This is a genomic window from Bradyrhizobium sp. F1.13.3, assembly GCF_040548265.1.
In the GTDB taxonomy this organism is placed as follows: domain Bacteria; phylum Pseudomonadota; class Alphaproteobacteria; order Rhizobiales; family Xanthobacteraceae; genus Bradyrhizobium.
The window spans coordinates 439,888-455,654 of sequence record NZ_JBEPRI010000005.1 but is presented as its reverse complement, the minus strand read 5'-3'; the positions used below and the strand labels follow the sequence as shown (position 1 = coordinate 455,654).

Sequence of the window (15,767 nt, the reverse complement as noted above, 5' to 3'; positions counted from 1 at the left end):
ATGCCGCCAGCGGTCTTCTCTTCTGCGTCGATGCGCTTGACCACGACGCGGTCGTGAAGCGGACGGAAATTCATGCAGTTCTCCTAAGCTTTTGCACGAGTTGGGAATTTTGGATTGTTAGCAGTCTGTGCCGGCGAGTGCTAGCACAGGCACAGCTGAGATAAGGCAGGAATTTGGCGGGAGCAAGGGCTTGTAGCAGAAAAATAGCACTCGGAAGCGCTGCCTGCCAAAATCTCTTTCCATCGTTAATCGCGCTCGGCGCCCGTATTAGCACGGAGCCGCATCTGCTGCTAACGCATTGAATTTCAACAGCTTGTTAAACTTTTGTGCTTGAGATGGATTGTCAGTTTGCGTCACATTTCACTCATGTGAGCGCATCTCCACCGGGTGGCTCGTAGGGCGCGTACCGGAAAGCCACCCCTTGAATATGCGCTCCTGCAAAGGAGGTTGGCATGGTCTCGCGAGTTGGGGTTGTTTCCGACGACTTCCGGAAACAGGTGCTGGGTTACGGGCTGACGACGGCCGAAATTCTCTACCGGATGCCGGATCATCGCTCGCTGCTCCAGACCTATGTCTGGCAGAACTACGACATGTTTCCGAAATTTCCAGCGCTGACGGATTTCCTGGCGTTCTGGCAGAAGAAGCTCGACGGTCCGCTATTCTCGGTCACGGTCGCGCATTCCAAGCTGATCAAGCCGGCCGAGCTGCGCGCGGTGGACGGCGTGTTCAGGTTGCATTGAAGGCAGAGCTGTAGGGTGGGTTAGCGTCAGCGTAACCCACCATGCTTCAACAGTCGCGAAAGAAGCGGTGGGTTACGCTAGCGCTAACCCACCCTACGATTTCGCATTCTGTGCTAGCCTCTCCCCATCACAACAGGGGAGGCCGCCCATGGCCAAGAAGGCAAAATCGCGCAGCGCATCGCAAGTCGCGGTGAAGAAGCGGAGCGGAGCCAAGGCCGCGACCAGATCAGTGGCGCGCAAGGCGGTGAAGGCGAAAGCGCGCGCTGTGACTCCGAAAAAACCGGCGCGGCCCAAGCAGCGCATCGCCATCAGCCATCACCGCGAGGAAGACTTCAAGGCCGACGGCCTCCGTACCTACGCGAAGTATCGCGATCTCGGCATCGCCGCCGCGAGCCACGGCCTCGCGCAGGCGCACGTGATCCGGCTGCAAAGCCCTTGCAATCCGGACGAGGTGTCGAAGCTGCACTTCCACGACGTCGAATTCCAGATGGTCTACGTGCTCAAGGGCTGGGTGAAGACCTATATGGACGGAGAGGGCGAGACGCTGATGAAGGAAGGCAGCGCCTGGACCCAGCCGCCGAAGATCAAGCACATGATCCTGGACTATTCGGACGACGTCGAGCTGCTTGAGGTGATCCTGCCGGCGGAGTTCAGGACGGTGGAGTTGAAGGCGTAGGCGAGGCGGAGATCAGCCGCGGTCGTTGCAATAGCGTTTCCACATCGCGCGATAGGCATCGTCCACCGCTTGCGCGTATGAGACGGGGTTGCCGGCGGCGGCAGCCCTGATCTGCCCGGGCAGTTCGCCGCGCAACTTATCGAGCTCGCCGATCTGCAACCCACGGCTCGCTGCGATTTCGACATAGGCCTCGTCGCTCTCCGCGACCCACTCCGGCAGGCCCAGCGCGGTGAGGATGGAACCGGCAGCACGGCTTGGCAGGCTGTGACCGAGCTTCGCCACCACCGGCACGCCCATCTGCAAGGCTTCCCACGTGCTGACGCCGCCATTCTGCGGGAATGGATCGAGGCCAATATCGACGCGATTGAACGCTGCCAGATGTTCGTCTCGTGACGTGGCTCCGAGCAGATCGACGCGTTCGGCCGGCAGCCGGCAAGCGGCAAACCGCGCCAGCAGATTGTCGCGGACCAGCTGAGCGTCCAGCGCAGTATCCTTGATCAGCAGTCGCGAACCCGGCACCCGCTCGAGAATCCTGGACCAGACTTCCACCGCCTCGTTCGAAATCTTGCTGATGCGGTTGAAGACACCGAATGTGATGAAGCCGTTCGCAATCGCCGGCGTCGGCGCCCGAGCAATCCCGGCCGGCAGCGGCGCCAGCGTCACGAAGCACGGCAGGTCTACGATGGTCTCCGCAAACAGGTGCCGAACCGCGACAGGTATCGCGACCGGGTCCGAGAATAGATAATCGATCGTTGGCAACCCGGTGCCGGTACCGTGGCCCCAGCCATGCGCCTGGACAGGTGCCGGCTTGCGCGCAAACACACCGAGGCGGTTTCCGCTGGTATGGCCGGACAGATCGATCAGGATATCGATGCCGTCGCCGCGGATCTGAGCGGCAAGGCGATCGTCGGACCATTGTGAGGCGTCGCGCCAGCGATCGGCGATCCCCTGAAATTCGCGAGTCGTCGCATCCGTTTTCGCTGAACAAGCATAGCACACGATCTCGAACTGTGCCCGATCATGATGCTGCAGGACCGGCTTGAAAATGAACGCCGCCGAATGTGCGTGAAAATCCGACGAGACATAACCCAGCACCAGACGGCGATTTGGATCGCGGCTGTTCTCATGCGGTCCCGCCGCTGCTGAAGCGATCTTCGCACCGATCTGCTCCCACCATACGTGTCGCGCTTGCTGATGCTGCGCAACGCTGGCGTCGGCCACAAAATCGAGGGTGAATATCTTGCTCGAGATCGTGCTCTGATCAGGCTCGATGTCGGTAGCTCTGTCGAAACTGGCGAGGGCTTCGTCGACCCGGCCAAGTGCCGCGAGACATTGGCCGAGCAGGCTGTGGGCCTGAGCGAAGCCGGGATCGGTCGCGAGAGCCTTCTCGCAATCGGACAGTGCTTCGGCAACTTGCCGGGTCAGGAGCAAGATACTGGCCCGCCACAGCCATCCATTCGCGTCACCGGGTGCAAGCGCGATTGCTCGATTGCAATCCGCCATGGCTTCGTCAAATCGCTGAAGTTCTCGCAAAGCAACGGCGCGGGTCGACAACGCCGAGGCATAGTCAGGCTTGATCGATAGCGCGCGGTTTAAGCTTGCGATCGCCTCGTCATGGGCGCGCAAACGGCAGAGCGCCCAACCCCGGCCGTTATGGGCTTCGGAAAGTCTTCCGTCGATTGAGAGCGCCTTGTCGTAGCTCTCGAGCGCTTCCTGGTAAAGTTCGAGGGCCGCGCTCGCGTTCCCGAGATTGGATAGCGCTAAGGCGTAATTGGGTCGCAAGGCCAGGGCCTTCCGATAGCTCTCGCGGGCATCGTTGTGACGTTTTAGCCCGTTGAGCGCGACGCCCAAACTCATATGAGCTTCGGCAGATCGCGGATCCACGGCAACCGCTCGGCTCAGCAGAACTTGAGCTTGCTGATAGTTTTTGGCTTCGGACTCCAAAGCGCCGAGCAGATGCAGCGCGATGAATTGGTTGGGCGCGAGCTCCAGGAGTTCGCGATAGGCCGTCTTGGCCTCAGGGAGAAGTCCCGCCTTGTGCAGCTGGAGGGCGCGCGCGAGCAATGGCCCTATCTCGGCTTTTTGCCGTTTCTGAAGCCGGGCATTTTGAAATGCCCGATGGCCTGCGCTGTTGCTCATGAATCAATTCCACCCGAATCTCCCGACGAGATTAACATGGAAGGATTGTCACGATTGCGCTGCGCTCCATCGGAGCTGCGAGGGCGCCAGCCTCACACAAGCTTCACGAAGCCCGAGCGCGTTGATTTCCTCGCCGCGGATCGGACCGCTACCGCTCGAGATAGCCCAATTCCGCGCTCATGACCTTGCGAGCATATTCGCTGAAGGCATCGATCAACCGGGCGCGCGCGGCATAAGGTGGATAGAGCAGTGCGATCGTAACGGGGACAGTCGGGTTGAAGGGGCGCGTGATCAGAGCCGCGCCAGTGCTTTCGTCATGCGCGGCAATCGGGTTGATGATGCTGATGCCAAGGCCCGCCGCGACCAAGGCACAGACCGATGCGCCCAGATCGGTCTCCGCAACAATGCGGCGCGTGACGCCCGCCTGCGCGAAGATCGTATCGATGCGATCGTAGAGTGGACTCCCCGTGGCGAAGGAGATGAAGGGCTCGTCGGCGAAATCGGCAGGGCGCAGCGTCTTCTTCTGCGCAAGACGATGTGCCTTCGGCATGATCGCGACGCAACGGGTCTTGAGCACCGGCTCGACATGCACCCCCGCAACCTCGCCGTAGAGCATCGCCAATCCGGTGTCGCAAAGCCCGGAACTGACCCAGTCGTGCACGGCGCTCGTCGTGCCGGATCGGATCGAGATCATCACATGCGGATAGTCCACCTTGAAGCGTGCCGCGATGCGTGTCAGCAGCCCGCCGGCCAGGCGCGGCATCGCCGCAACGCTTAACCGACCCATGCCGAACGAGCGGATGCTGGTTGCGCTGGCCTCCAGTCCCGCCAAGCCGATGAAAGTCTTCTCGACCTCCTGGAAAAAGCGCGATCCGTCCACCGTCGGGCGGAGGCGGCCGCCACTGCGGTCGAACAGCGGGAATTGTGTGATCGCTTCCAGCTGTCCGATCAGGCGGCTGATCTGGGGTTGCGAGGTATGCATGCGCTGAGCCGCCTGCGTCATCGATCCCGTCACGAAGACTGCCCGAAAAGCCTCCACATGCTTCAGGCCCATGCGTCTGGTGGCCATATCAAATCCGTATAGGAGAGTATGAAACTGGAATTTCATCAGATCGAGCTTTTGGACGATAGTCCAGAGCATGAAGCCGTTCGCACGGAGCTGTCCTGTGGGTGCTCACCCACCGTGGACGGTGTCACGGACATTCGCGACAAGAGGGGACATATGAAAGCGACAATGATCAAGGCACTGGCCGCGGCGACTGTCGCTGGTGTTCTTCTTTCCAGCGAGGCCATGGCGCAGGGTGCGAGCCGCCTGGACAAGATCCGTGAGAGCGGCTCGATCACGTTGGGGTACCCCGAGACCTCGGTGCCCTTCGCCTATCTCGACGGTAACCAGAAGCCGATCGGTTACACCGTGGAAATCTGTGAACAGGTGGTGCAGGCGATCAAGACGGCCCTCAAGCTCCCCAAGCTCGAGATTCGCTATAACCCCATAACCTCGGCTACACGTATTCAGCTGCTCGCCAACGGCACGATCGACATCGAATGCGGCAACACGACCAACAACGTCGAGCGGCATAAACTCGTTGCCTTTGCTCCCACCACCTTCGTTGCGCAGGTCGTCCTCGTCGCGCGCAAGGATGGCGGCGTCGATGTCAACGACCCCGCTTCGTTTCGCGGCAAGGCTATCGCCGCCCAGGCCGGCGGCCAGACCTTCAAGGTGATTACGCTGATTAACGCCAAGGACAATCTCGGCATCACAGTGGTGCCGGCGAAGGACACCGCCGAGACCTTCCTGTTGGTGTCGACGGGCCGGGTGGCCGGCACCGCCAACGATGACGGTCTCGCCTTCGCCACGGTCGCCTCGTCCAGAACGCCGGATGAATTCCTGATCGGTAGCAAGAGTCTCGAGACGGCGCCCTATGGTATCGTCGAACCGAAGGATGATCCTGCTTTCAAGAAGATGGTCGACGATGCCGTGATCGACCTGATGAAGAACGGGCAGATTGCGGCGCTCTACGACAAATATTTCAATTCACCGATCCCACCGCATGGCCTAAACCTGAAATTTCCGATGAGCGCCGCCCTCAAGCGGACGCTGGCCAACCCGACCGATTCCGGCGACCCGGCAGTCTACGAATGACGCGACAAGCGCTCTAGAGGTCTCGCCATGGCACATCAACACGACAGGAGTCCGGCGGGCGCCGGGCTGCCACCCATCGACCTGCGCAGCGATACTGTCACCAAGCCGACCGAGGCGATGTATGCCCGCATGGCCTCTGCGCCGCTCGGCGATGACGGGCTGGACGGTGACCCCACGGTGCAGGAGCTGGAGGCCGTCGCAGCTGCGGCGTTGGGCAAGGACGCCGGCCTGTTTGTGCCGAGCTGCACCATGGCCAATCTGCTGGCGACGCTGGCGCAGTCGCAGCGCAGCGAACAGATCGTGCTGGAATCGAACGCCCATATGTACACTTCGGAACGAGGGGCGGCGACGTTTACGGGGCAGTTCTACCTCGCAATTGCCGGCACCGCCGGCGCAATGGACCTGAATTTGCTGGAGGACGCCCTGCAGGGGGAAGGGCTCAAGCTCCGGACGGCTCTTGTCGCAATGGAAACCTCGCACAACAACGCGAGCGGCGCCGTGCTGCCGCTGGATCATATGCAGGCCGTGCACGCCATGGCCTCGGCCCGCGGTGTCCCGGTGCATCTCGACGGCGCGCGGCTGTTCAACGCCGCCGTCGCCCTTGAAATAGCGCCGGCCGAGGTTGCGAGACATTGCGACACGGTTTCTCTGTGTCTGTCGAAGGGCCTGAGCGCACCCGCCGGTGCCGTGCTCGCCGGGCCACGCGCGGTGATCGACAGCAGCCGCAGGTTTCGTCGCATGCTTGGAGGCACGCAGCGCCAGATCGGCGTCCTCGCCGCTGCCGGCCTGGAGGCGGTTCAGGTCATGGGGACGCGTCTGGCGGAGGATCACCGGCGTGCGCGAGCCTTGAGTGATGCATTTAACGGGATGCATCCAAAGATCAGCGCGACAATCCCGCAGACGAATATCGTGCAGGTTGATGTCTCCCTTTCCGGGCGCGACAGCGCCGTGTGGTCGGGGGCTCTCGAAAGGGCGGGCCTGAGGGCGAGGCCCTGGGGCAAGCATCGCTTGCGCTGCGTGACCCATCGCCATATCGATGATGCGGATGTTGATCGCGCGGTCATGGCATTTCGCACCGTGGCTGCGGCTTTGGTCTAGAGCATCCGCCGATGTGAATCGGGTCTCTCGTAGCCCGGATGGAGCGAAGCGAAGTCCGGGGCCGCTGCTTGCGACCGATAGACTTTCGCGGATTGCGCTGCGCTCCATTCGGGCTACGAGATCGTTACTACGTCAGCACCCCCACCACCGCTCCCATCAAGCACGTCGTCAGCGTCCCCGACACGATCGACTTCAGCCCGAGCGCGTTGATTTCCTCGCGCCGTTCCGGCGCCATCACGCCGAGACCGCCGATCATGATGCCGAGGCTGGCGAAATTGGCGAAGCCGCACATCGCATAGAGCATGATCAGGCGCGAGCGCGGATCGAGCGTGCCGGGCGGCAGCTTCGAGAAATCGACATAGGCGATCAGCTCGTTGAGCACGGTTTTCGTGCCCATCAGGCTGCCGGCGGTGATCGCCTGGTCCCACGGCAATCCCATCAGCCAGCACACCGGCGCCATCACGAGGCCGAGCAGGCGCTGCAACGAGATCGCGGCGCCGCCGATATCAGGCAGCAGGCCGAGGACCGCATTGACGAGATGGACCAGCGCCACCAGCACCAGCAGCATGGCGACGATGTTGATCAGCAGCTCGATCCCGGCGCCGGTCCCTTTCACGATCGCGTCCATCGTGCCGGAGACTTCCGTATCGGGATCTTCCAGTGCGCCGCCGGTGCGCTTGTCGGATGTCTCGGGCACCATGATCAAGCTGACCAGGATCGCGGCCGGCGCACCCAGCACCGAGGCGATGACGAAATGCGCGGCTGCGTCAGGAATGAGGGGAGCAAGCAGCGTCGCATACAGCACCAGCACCGTGCCAGCGATGCCGGCCATGCCACCGGTCATCACCAGGAATAACTCGCTGCGGGTCATCTGCGCGAGATAAGGCCGCACGAACAGCGGCGCCTCAACCATGCCGAGAAAGATGTTGGCGGCGGTCGAGAGCCCGACCGCGCCGCCGACGCCGAGCGTGCGCTCCAGCAGCCAGGCCATGCCGCGCACGATCGGCGGCAGCACGCGCCAATAGAACAAGAGCGTCGTCAGCACGCTCATGACCAGCACGATCGGCAGCGCCTGGAACGCCAGGACGAAATCGGCACCCGGTGCTTTCAGGTCGAAGGGCAGGGGACCGCCGCCGACATAGCCGAACACGAAGGACGAGCCGGCGCGCGAGGCCGCCGAGATCGCGCCCACGGCTTCGTTGATGGCACCGAAGGCGCGCGCGACGACGGGCACCTTCAGGAGAACGATCGCGGTGACGAAGGTGGCGAGGAGGCCGATTGCCGCGTGGCGCAGCGAGGCCGCGCGGCGATTCTCGCTCAGTCCCAAGGCGATCAACAGCAATGCGAAAATGCCGAGTGCCGATTGCAGCTGCAGCATGATGTCCCCAAACCCCGATGATTATGGCCACCTCTGCGTTGCAAACGCAATGCCGGGAGATTGTCGGAGCGTCCCGCTGTTGACAAGCAGGTCCCCGTCAGCCACCCGGTGCACGTCGACATCAGGAGCCGATAGTCCGAGCGTGACCGAAGAGGCGATGCCAGACCAGCCAATATCGGGAAACCCGCCGGTCAGTGCCCGCGCGCTCCTCTCCCATCGCGCCTTCCTGTTCTTTCTGCTCTCGCGCAGCCTGTCGCGTTTCTCCAGCCAGATCGCGGCGGTCGCGATCGGTTGGCAGATCTACGATCTCACCGGCTCGGCCTTCGACCTCGGGATGGTCGGCCTCGTGCAATTCCTGCCCACGGCCCTGCTGGTGTTCGTCGCCGGCCATGCCGCCGACCGCTACGAGCGCAAGCGCGTGGTCCAGCTCTGCCAGCTCGTGGAAGCCGCGACCGCGCTCTATCTCGGCGTCATCACCTACCTCGGCTTGGTCAGCGAAGTTCAGATTTTCCTGGCAACCTTCGTGCTCGGCATTGCCGGAGCCTTCGAAAGTCCGACCACCGCGGCGCTGCTGCCGGCGATCGCGCCGCAGGGCTCGCTGCAGCGCGCTACCGCCGTCTCCAGCGGTGCGGCGCAGGTCGCGACTATCACAGGGCCGGCACTCGGTGGTTTTGCCTACGCGGTCGCGCCGCATCTCGCCTACGCGGTGATGGTGCTGTTTTGGATCTTCGGGATGATTTTGACGGGATTCATCCGGCCGCGTCCGCAGGCGGTCGCGAAGGACATGGGGGGCGCCGACAATATTTTCGCTGGCGTCCGTTTCATCCGGCGCAATCCAGCGATCCTCGGCACCATCTCGCTCGATCTGTTCGCGGTGCTGTTCGGCGGCGTCACCGCGCTTCTGCCGATCTATGCCCGCGACATCCTCCAGACCGGTCCGGTCGGGCTCGGCATCCTGCGCGCCGCGCCTGCGGTCGGCGCGCTGCTGATGACCATGGTGCTGGCCCGTCACGCCATTTCGCGGCATGTGGGCCTGCGCATGTTTCAGGCCGTGATCGTGTTCGGCGTTGCAACGATCGTGTTCGCGCTGTCGTCCTGGATGTGGCTGTCGGTGCTCGCGCTCGCCGTTCTCGGCGCGGCCGATACAATCAGCGTCGTGATCCGCTTCTCGCTGGTGCAGCTCGCCACCCCCGACGAGATGCGGGGCCGGGTCGGTGCGGTGAACTTCCTCTTCATCAACGCCTCGAACCAGCTCGGCCAGTTCGAGAGCGGGGTTGCTGCCGCACTGTTCGGCGCCATGCCGGCAGCCGTGCTGGGCGGCGTCTGCACGGTCGCGGTCGCGCTGCTGTGGATGAAGCTGTTCCCGAGCCTACGGCAGGTGGAGAGTTTGGAGTAGCGGACGCTCTCGTGTCCCGGACGCGGTGCGGCACGAAGTGACGCGCCGCAGACCCGGGACCCAGAACGCCAGGAACGAGGTCGAGGAGGCGTGGGCCCCGGCTCAGCAGCGCGTCATTGCATGCCGCGCTGCGTCCGGGGCACGAGAGCGGCGATCAGCCCCGTCCCACGAACGGCATCTTGGTTGCCATCACAGTCATGGTCAGCACGTTGGCATCGAGCGGCAGACCGGCCATGTAAGCGACGGCATCGCCGACCGCTTTCGCGTCCATGCGCGGCTCCTGCTTCGACGTTCCGTCGGGCTGCAGCACGCCGGGGCCGTTGACCATGCGGTCGGTCATGGGTGTCGCGGCGTTGCCGATGTCGACCTGGCCGACCGCGATGTCGTACATGCGACCGTCGAGGTTGGACGCCTTGGTCAGGCCCGTGATGGCGTGCTTGGTCGAGGTGTAGGCGGCAGAGAACGGCCGCGGCGCATGCGCCGAGATCGAGCCATTGTTGATGATGCGGCCGCCGCGCGGGCTTTGGTCCTTCATGATGCGGAAGGCGTGCTGGGTGCACAGGAATGGGCCGGTGAGGTTGGTATTCACCACCGCCTGCCACTGCTCGAGGCTGAGATCCTCGAAATTCACTGGCGGTGCGCCCATGCCGGCATTGTTGAAGAGCACGTCGAGCCGGCCATAGGTCGCCTTCACCTTGTCGAACAGCGCGGCGATCTGGTCCGGCTTGGTCATGTCGGCGGTGACGCAGAGGCTCTTTCCGGCGGGGCCGAGCTTGGCGGTCTCCTCGAGCATCTCCATGCGGCGCCCGACCAGCACCACGGTGAAGCCTGTGTTCATCAGCGCCAGTGACGCCGCGCGCCCGACTCCGGTGCCGGCGCCCGTCACCACTGCGATCTTTTTCGCTTCACTCATCGTTTCCTGCCTTTTCTCTTAAGCTGTCAGGTTTTGGATTCTTTTTCGTTCTTGTAGGGCGGCCGCGGAATGTTCTGATGCGCGGCACGCAAGGCCGCTGACCAACGCGAGCGCAAATCGTGGAAATAGGGCTCGCCCGCCTCGATGCGGTGGTTGAGATCGGCCTCGCAGGCGTCGGCGCGCACCACCAGCACATCGATCGGCAGGCCGACGCCGAGATTCGAGCGCATGGTCGAGTCCATCGAGATCAGCCCGGTCTTCAGCGCCTCGTAGAGCTCGACGTCGTAATGCATGGCGCGGTCGAGCACCGGTTTGCCGTATTTGTGCTCGCCGATCTGCAAATAGGGAGTGTCGGTGGTGCATTCGATGAAATTGCCGGCGGTGTAGACCATGAACAGGCGCATGCGCGCGCCGCTGATCTGGCCGCCGAACAGGAAGGAGACGTCGAACGATACGTCCTCGGATTTGAGCGCCGGCCCCTCGGTCGCGTGCACGGCCCGGATCGCCCGGCCAATGCGCTGGGCGGCCTGGAACATGGTCGGCGCGTTCATCAGCGTCTCGATCTCACCCGTGTTGGGGTCTTCGAGCCCCTCGGTCAGCGTCGAGAGCACCGACTGGCTGACGGCGAGGTTGCCGGCGCTGGCGATCGCCATGATGCGGTCGCCGGGCTTGGAGAAGATGTGGAGCTTGCGGAAGGTCGAGACGTTGTCGAGGCCGGCATTGGTGCGGGTGTCGGCGATCATCACCAGACCGTCCCGAACCAGAATTCCGCAACAATAGGTCATTTCCGGTCCCCGAACGCGTTTGCGCCGAATTACTAGCCAATTTCAAGGGCCGCTCCAACCCCCGATTGCCGCGGGGCGGCAGGGTGGAAACCGACCGTGGGTGAGGGCCGCGCGCGGCGCGGCTCAGCTCTGCCGCTGAGACTGCGATTGCGACTGGCCGCCACGGCCGGCCTGCTCGACCTTGACCGCCACCGACAGCGTCTCCGCGCCGCCGCCATAGCGGGTGCCGCGCACGGGGGCTGCGCCGAGATAATCGAGCCCGATCGCGACGCGGACATGGGCGTCGGTGGCGCAGATGCTGTTGGCGGGATCGAAGCCGACCCAGCCAAGACCGTCGACATAGGCCTCCGCCCAGGCATGGCCCGCGTCCTGATGCACCGTGCCGTCTGAGCGCAAGAAGTGACCGGAGACGAAGCGAGCCGGCACGCCGCCGCTGCGGGCGCAGGCGATGAAGATGTGCGCGTAGTCCTGGCAGACGCCGCGCTTGAGCGTGAACGCTTCCGCCGCCGACGTGCCGCTGTTGGTGGGGTCCTCGTCGAAGGTCATGTGATCGCCGATTTGCGTCATCAGCGTATGCAGGAAGCCGAGCGTGTCGCTCTCGGCCTCGCTGCGCAGCTGGCGAGCGACCACATGCATCGCCGGATTGACCGTGGTGAGGTCAGTGGCGCGCAAGAACATGCCGGCCGGAAAGCGCTCGTCGGCGCCGCGAAGAACGCCGCCGGTGTCGTGGGTCTCGATCAGTCCCTCGGCGGTAATCTTGATGTCGCCGACGGGTCCGCAGGACAGCACATGGGTGACGTTGCCGAACGCGTCCTCGTGGGTGTCGAGCTTGGTGTCGGTCGACACGTCGATCTGCCACTCCGCCACATATTGCCCGTCATGGCTGCCGGGCGTCATGCGCAGGATCTGGATCACGCTCGTGGCCTGCGGCTCGTAGCGATAGGTCGTGGTGTGCAGGATTCGCAGGCGCATGGGGGACCGTGATTTCTAAATGGTCATTCCGGGGCGATGCGTCAGCATCGAACCCGGAATCTCGAGATTCCGGGTCTGGTCCTACGGACCATCCCGGAATGACCGAAGGTCAGATCAAATACTGCTTCGTGATGATTTCGCCCAGCCTGGAATTGTCCGAGATGAATTCCTGAATGAATTCATGCACGCCATGCTGGAAAATGTCGTTCATATTGCTGTGTTCCAGCCGGTTGCGGATGCCGCGGGCATGGCGCTGGGCCGGGCCCTGGCGGCCATAGGCGACCCCGATCTGATCGAGATTGCGCACGAGATTGCCGTAGCAGCTTGCGAGCGAACGCGGCAGCGAATCGTTGAGGATGAGCAAATCCGCGATCAGCCAGGGTTTCAGTGTCTCGCGATAGACCCAGTGATAGGCCGTCAGCGCCGAAACCGAGCGCAGGATCGAGGTCCACTGGTAGAAATCGAGCGGGCCGCCGACATGCTCCTCCTCGGGCAGCAGCACATGGTATTTCACGTCGAGAATGCGCGCGGTGTTGTCGGCGCGTTCGAGATGCAAGCCCATCCGCGAGAACCAGTAGGCGTCGTTGCGCAGCATGGTCCGGTAGGCCGAGCCGTCGAAACGCAGCGAAGTCTCCTGCACGAAGCGCAGGAACTTCGCGAGATCCTCGCGCGTCGAGGTCCCTCTGCTCCAGACCTCCTGTAATTCGATCCAGGCCGAGTTGATGGTGTCCCACATCTCGCTCGTCAGCGCTGTGCGCACCGAGCGCGAATTCAGCCGCGCCGCCTCGATGCAATTCCTGATCGAGGACGGGTTGTCCGCCGAGAACGAGAGATAATCGACGACGTTGCGCTCGTTTGCTTCTTCATACTGCTGATAGAAGCTCGCGGCGACGCCGGCGGTCAAAAGCGCCGAGTCCCATTCGTTGGTCTTGCCAATATAGGCGGCGGGAAGCGCGGTGACGCGCAGCGTCGCATCGATGGTGCGCGCGAGATACTCGGCCCGTTCGACGTAGCGGGCGAGCCAATAGAGGTTTTCGGCGGTACGCGACAGCATCTCTCTACTCGTCCAGGATCCAGGTATCTTTGGTGCCGCCGCCCTGGCTCGAATTCACCACCAGGGAGCCTTCCTTCAGGGCAACGCGTGTCAACCCGCCGGGCACGATCGTGGTGCTCTTGCTGCCGGTGAGCACGAACGGCCGCAGGTCCACGTGGCGCGGCGCAAGGCCGGATGCCGTGCAGGTCGGGCACGTCGAGAGCGCCAGCGTCGGCTGCGCAATGAAGCCCTCGGGCTCGCGCTTGAGCTTTTCGCGGAAGGCTTCGATCGTCGCCTTGGTCGCCGCAGGTCCGATCAGCATGCCGTAGCCGCCGGAGCCGTGCACCTCCTTCACGACGAGTTCGCTCAAGTTATCCAGCACATAGGCGAGGTCCTTCGGCTCGCGGCAGCGCCAGGTCTGTACGTTCTTCAGAATCGGCTCCTCGCCGAGGTAGAATTTTACGATGTCCGGCATGTAGGAGTAGATCGCCTTGTCGTCGGCGATGCCGGTGCCGACGGCGTTGGCGAGCGTGATGTTGCCGGCTGCATAGGCCGACATCAGTCCGGGCACGCCGAGCGCGGAGTCGGGGCGGAAGGTGAGAGGATCGAGGTAGTCGTCGTCGACCCGGCGGTAGATCACGTCGACCCGTTTCACGCCCTCGGTCGTCCGCATGAACACTTCGTTGTTCTTGACGATGAGGTCGCGGCCCTCGACCAGCTCGATACCGAGCTTGTCGGCGAGGAAGGAGTGCTCGTAATAGGCCGAGTTGTAGACGCCCGGCGTGAGCAACGCGACGGTCGGCTCGCCGGAGGCGCTTTGCGGCGCCACCGAGCGCAAGGCGGAGAGCAGCTCGTCCGGATAGCGTTCGACCGGCGCCACCCTGTGACGGGCGAACAGGTCCGGAAACAGCCGCATCATGATCTCGCGGTTTTCCAGCATGTAGGACACTCCCGAGGGCGTACGCGCATTGTCCTCCAGCACGATGAAGTCCTCGGAATCGACCCGGACGATGTCGATGCCGGCGATGTGCACGTAGACGTCGTGCGGCACCTGCTGTCCGTTCATCTCGGGACGGAAGACCGGGTTCTGAAAGATGAGATCGTCGGGCACGATCTCGGCGCGGAGGATATCGCGGCCGTGATAGATATCGCGCAGGAACATGTTGAGTGCGCGCACGCGCTGCTTCAGGCCCTTCTCCAGCAGCGACCATTCCTTGCCGGACATGATCCGCGGGATCACGTCGAACGGGATCAAGCGCTCCGTGGACTCGGAGTCCCCATAGACCGCGAAGGTAATGCCGATGCGGCGGAAGAGGAGCTCGGCCTCTTGGCGGCGATATTCGAGCGCCTCGGGAGGCGTCTCCTTGAGCCAGCGCGCCAGCTCCTGATAGGCGGGGCGAAGGTCCCCACCGGGAATGTTCATTTCATCAAACGCGACTGCCATAGATCCCGACTTGTCTCCGCAAGGCGTTGCGCCATTCGACAGGTCGCCAAGCCTTGGTGAAGACCGCAACGTCCTGGCCATGCGGCAAGAGTGCATGACTTTCATGCGGTAGCAAGGGCCGGGCCAGCGCGATAAGCATGGGGAGAGGACATTTGCCGGGGATGGCCGGCGGCTTGCCTGAAAAAATGGCTGAGGACTGCTTATTTCGGCAGCAAAACCGCGTGACTTCAACGCGTTACCTCGGCAAAGTCGGGCCGATAGGTGAGGGACTTGAGGTATGAGCGAGATCGTCACGGCGGGTATTCTGGTCATTGGGGACGAAATCCTGTCCGGCCGGACCGAGGACAAGAACATCGGCTTCATCGCCGAATACCTGACCAATATCGGCATCGACCTGAAGGAGGTCCGGGTCGTCTCCGACGACGAGCCCGACATCATTGCCGCGTTGGATGCACTGCGGCATCGATACACCTATGTCTTCACCACAGGCGGCATCGGGCCGACCCATGACGACATCACCGCTGATAGCGTCGCCAAGGCGTTCGGCGTCGGCATCGACCATCACCCGGAGGTGGTCGCCCGTTTCCGCGAGCGCTGGAGCGAGCAGGACCTCAACGAGGCCCGCCTGCGCATGGCCCGCATCCCTGACGGTGCCGAATTGATCCAGAGCGCGACCATCCTCGCTCCCGGCTTCAAGATCGGCAATGTCATCGTGATGGCGGGCGTGCCCTCGATCATGCAGGCGATGATGGACATCGTCTCGCCCAAGCTGAAATCGGGCGTGCGCATGCTCTCCGAATCGATCCGCGCCAATGCGCGGGAAGGCGACATCGGCGGCCCGCTGCGGGCGATTGCCGCCGAACATCCCGACACCATCATCGGCAGCTATCCCTTCATGGATGAAGAGCAGAAGCCGAACACCAATCTGGTGGTGCGCTCGCGCGATGCGGACAAGCTCGCAGCCGCAATGGCGGCCGTGAAGGAAATGCTGGCGGGATTGAACATCACCCGCTAGCAACCTAGCTGCCGGCAGGCGAAGCAGGAGACGAC

14 protein-coding genes and 1 pseudogene are annotated in these 15,767 nt (G+C 63.2%); 6 read left to right on the top strand and 9 right to left on the bottom strand.

From position 1 onward, the window contains the following. Positions 1 to 74: pseudogene (locus tag ABIB66_RS17430) on the bottom strand (co-chaperone GroES); the annotation flags it as partial. Between the two features lie 378 nt (positions 75 to 452). On the opposite strand from ABIB66_RS17430, the gene ABIB66_RS17425 reads away from it, so the two are divergent. Beyond that, complete coding sequence (locus ABIB66_RS17425) at positions 453 to 740, top strand: usg protein (RefSeq protein WP_007602477.1); 288 nt, start codon at positions 453 to 455, stop codon at positions 738 to 740. Between the two features lie 148 nt (positions 741 to 888). Then, positions 889 to 1,416, top strand: a complete 528-nt coding sequence (locus ABIB66_RS17420) for a cupin domain-containing protein (protein ID WP_354255075.1) — start codon at positions 889 to 891, stop codon at positions 1,414 to 1,416. A 12-nt stretch (positions 1,417 to 1,428) separates the two neighbouring features. Here the strand turns inward: ABIB66_RS17420 and ABIB66_RS17415 are convergent, their stop codons facing one another. Together ABIB66_RS17415 and ABIB66_RS17410 are read right to left on the bottom strand one after the other, a co-directional pair. Continuing rightward, positions 1,429 to 3,555 (bottom strand): O-linked N-acetylglucosamine transferase, SPINDLY family protein, encoded by a 2,127-nt coding sequence (locus ABIB66_RS17415; RefSeq protein WP_354255074.1) that lies wholly within the window; start codon positions 3,553 to 3,555, stop codon positions 1,429 to 1,431. Positions 3,556 to 3,703: 148 nt separating this feature from the next. Beyond that, entirely contained in the window at positions 3,704 to 4,624 is a 921-nt protein-coding gene (locus ABIB66_RS17410; protein WP_354208566.1) for a LysR substrate-binding domain-containing protein, read from the bottom strand. A 21-nt stretch (positions 4,625 to 4,645) separates the two neighbouring features. Here ABIB66_RS17410 and ABIB66_RS17405 point away from each other — a divergent pair, with 21 nt between their 5' ends. Both ABIB66_RS17405 and ABIB66_RS17400 read left to right on the top strand, forming a co-directional pair. After that, positions 4,646 to 5,698: an amino acid ABC transporter substrate-binding protein gene (locus ABIB66_RS17405; RefSeq protein ID WP_354255073.1), complete on the top strand. Its 1,053-nt coding sequence runs from the start codon at positions 4,646 to 4,648 to the stop codon at positions 5,696 to 5,698. A gap of 27 nt (positions 5,699 to 5,725) precedes the next feature. After that, on the top strand, positions 5,726 to 6,796 hold the full coding sequence (locus ABIB66_RS17400) for a threonine aldolase family protein (RefSeq protein ID WP_354255072.1): 1,071 nt from the start codon (positions 5,726 to 5,728) through the stop codon (positions 6,794 to 6,796). Positions 6,797 to 6,923: 127 nt separating this feature from the next. On the opposite strand, the gene ABIB66_RS17395 is transcribed toward ABIB66_RS17400, so the two are convergent. Next, on the bottom strand, positions 6,924 to 8,174 hold the full coding sequence (locus tag ABIB66_RS17395) for a NupC/NupG family nucleoside CNT transporter (protein WP_354208570.1): 1,251 nt from the start codon (positions 8,172 to 8,174) through the stop codon (positions 6,924 to 6,926). 157 nt (positions 8,175 to 8,331) lie between these two features. Here ABIB66_RS17395 and ABIB66_RS17390 point away from each other — a divergent pair, with 157 nt between their 5' ends. Beyond that, entirely contained in the window at positions 8,332 to 9,570 is a 1,239-nt protein-coding gene (locus ABIB66_RS17390) for an MFS transporter (protein ID WP_354208571.1), read from the top strand. A 154-nt stretch (positions 9,571 to 9,724) separates the two neighbouring features. On the opposite strand, the gene ABIB66_RS17385 is transcribed toward ABIB66_RS17390, so the two are convergent. The 5 genes from ABIB66_RS17385 to ABIB66_RS17365 form a co-directional block, all read right to left on the bottom strand. Beyond that, on the bottom strand, positions 9,725 to 10,483 hold the full coding sequence (locus ABIB66_RS17385) for an SDR family oxidoreductase (protein ID WP_275170160.1): 759 nt from the start codon (positions 10,481 to 10,483) through the stop codon (positions 9,725 to 9,727). Between the two features lie 26 nt (positions 10,484 to 10,509). Continuing rightward, entirely contained in the window at positions 10,510 to 11,268 is a 759-nt protein-coding gene (locus tag ABIB66_RS17380; RefSeq protein ID WP_027518752.1) for a proteasome-type protease, read from the bottom strand. 123 nt (positions 11,269 to 11,391) lie between these two features. Continuing rightward, on the bottom strand, positions 11,392 to 12,240 hold the full coding sequence (locus ABIB66_RS17375) for a transglutaminase family protein (protein ID WP_275170161.1): 849 nt from the start codon (positions 12,238 to 12,240) through the stop codon (positions 11,392 to 11,394). Positions 12,241 to 12,349: 109 nt separating this feature from the next. Continuing rightward, positions 12,350 to 13,294 carry an alpha-E domain-containing protein gene (locus ABIB66_RS17370; protein ID WP_007611898.1) on the bottom strand — a complete coding sequence of 315 codons (945 nt, stop codon included), beginning with the start codon at positions 13,292 to 13,294 and terminating at the stop codon, positions 12,350 to 12,352. 4 nt (positions 13,295 to 13,298) lie between these two features. Further along, on the bottom strand, positions 13,299 to 14,717 hold the full coding sequence (locus tag ABIB66_RS17365; RefSeq protein ID WP_275170162.1) for a circularly permuted type 2 ATP-grasp protein: 1,419 nt from the start codon (positions 14,715 to 14,717) through the stop codon (positions 13,299 to 13,301). A 277-nt stretch (positions 14,718 to 14,994) separates the two neighbouring features. On the opposite strand from ABIB66_RS17365, the gene ABIB66_RS17360 reads away from it, so the two are divergent. Next, positions 14,995 to 15,732: a competence/damage-inducible protein A gene (locus ABIB66_RS17360; RefSeq protein ID WP_354255071.1), complete on the top strand. Its 738-nt coding sequence runs from the start codon at positions 14,995 to 14,997 to the stop codon at positions 15,730 to 15,732. The last annotated feature ends 35 nt before the right edge of the window (positions 15,733 to 15,767 follow it).

Bases quoted from the DNA above. Each gene is read 5' to 3' on its own strand.
- ABIB66_RS17425 (WP_007602477.1), top strand. From the start codon at position 453: ATGGTCTCGCGAGTTGGGGTTGTTTCCGACGACTTCCGGAAACAGGTG.
- ABIB66_RS17420 (WP_354255075.1), top strand. From the start codon at position 889: ATGGCCAAGAAGGCAAAATCGCGCAGCGCATCGCAAGTCGCGGTGAAG.
- ABIB66_RS17415 (WP_354255074.1), bottom strand. From the start codon at position 3,555: ATGAGCAACAGCGCAGGCCATCGGGCATTTCAAAATGCCCGGCTTCAG.
- ABIB66_RS17410 (WP_354208566.1), bottom strand. From the start codon at position 4,624: ATGGCCACCAGACGCATGGGCCTGAAGCATGTGGAGGCTTTTCGGGCA.
- ABIB66_RS17405 (WP_354255073.1), top strand. From the start codon at position 4,646: ATGAAACTGGAATTTCATCAGATCGAGCTTTTGGACGATAGTCCAGAG.
- ABIB66_RS17400 (WP_354255072.1), top strand. From the start codon at position 5,726: ATGGCACATCAACACGACAGGAGTCCGGCGGGCGCCGGGCTGCCACCC.
- ABIB66_RS17395 (WP_354208570.1), bottom strand. From the start codon at position 8,174: ATGCTGCAGCTGCAATCGGCACTCGGCATTTTCGCATTGCTGTTGATC.
- ABIB66_RS17390 (WP_354208571.1), top strand. From the start codon at position 8,332: ATGCCAGACCAGCCAATATCGGGAAACCCGCCGGTCAGTGCCCGCGCG.
- ABIB66_RS17385 (WP_275170160.1), bottom strand. From the start codon at position 10,483: ATGAGTGAAGCGAAAAAGATCGCAGTGGTGACGGGCGCCGGCACCGGA.
- ABIB66_RS17380 (WP_027518752.1), bottom strand. From the start codon at position 11,268: ATGACCTATTGTTGCGGAATTCTGGTTCGGGACGGTCTGGTGATGATC.
- ABIB66_RS17375 (WP_275170161.1), bottom strand. From the start codon at position 12,240: ATGCGCCTGCGAATCCTGCACACCACGACCTATCGCTACGAGCCGCAG.
- ABIB66_RS17370 (WP_007611898.1), bottom strand. From the start codon at position 13,294: ATGCTGTCGCGTACCGCCGAAAACCTCTATTGGCTCGCCCGCTACGTC.
- ABIB66_RS17365 (WP_275170162.1), bottom strand. From the start codon at position 14,717: ATGGCAGTCGCGTTTGATGAAATGAACATTCCCGGTGGGGACCTTCGC.
- ABIB66_RS17360 (WP_354255071.1), top strand. From the start codon at position 14,995: ATGAGCGAGATCGTCACGGCGGGTATTCTGGTCATTGGGGACGAAATC.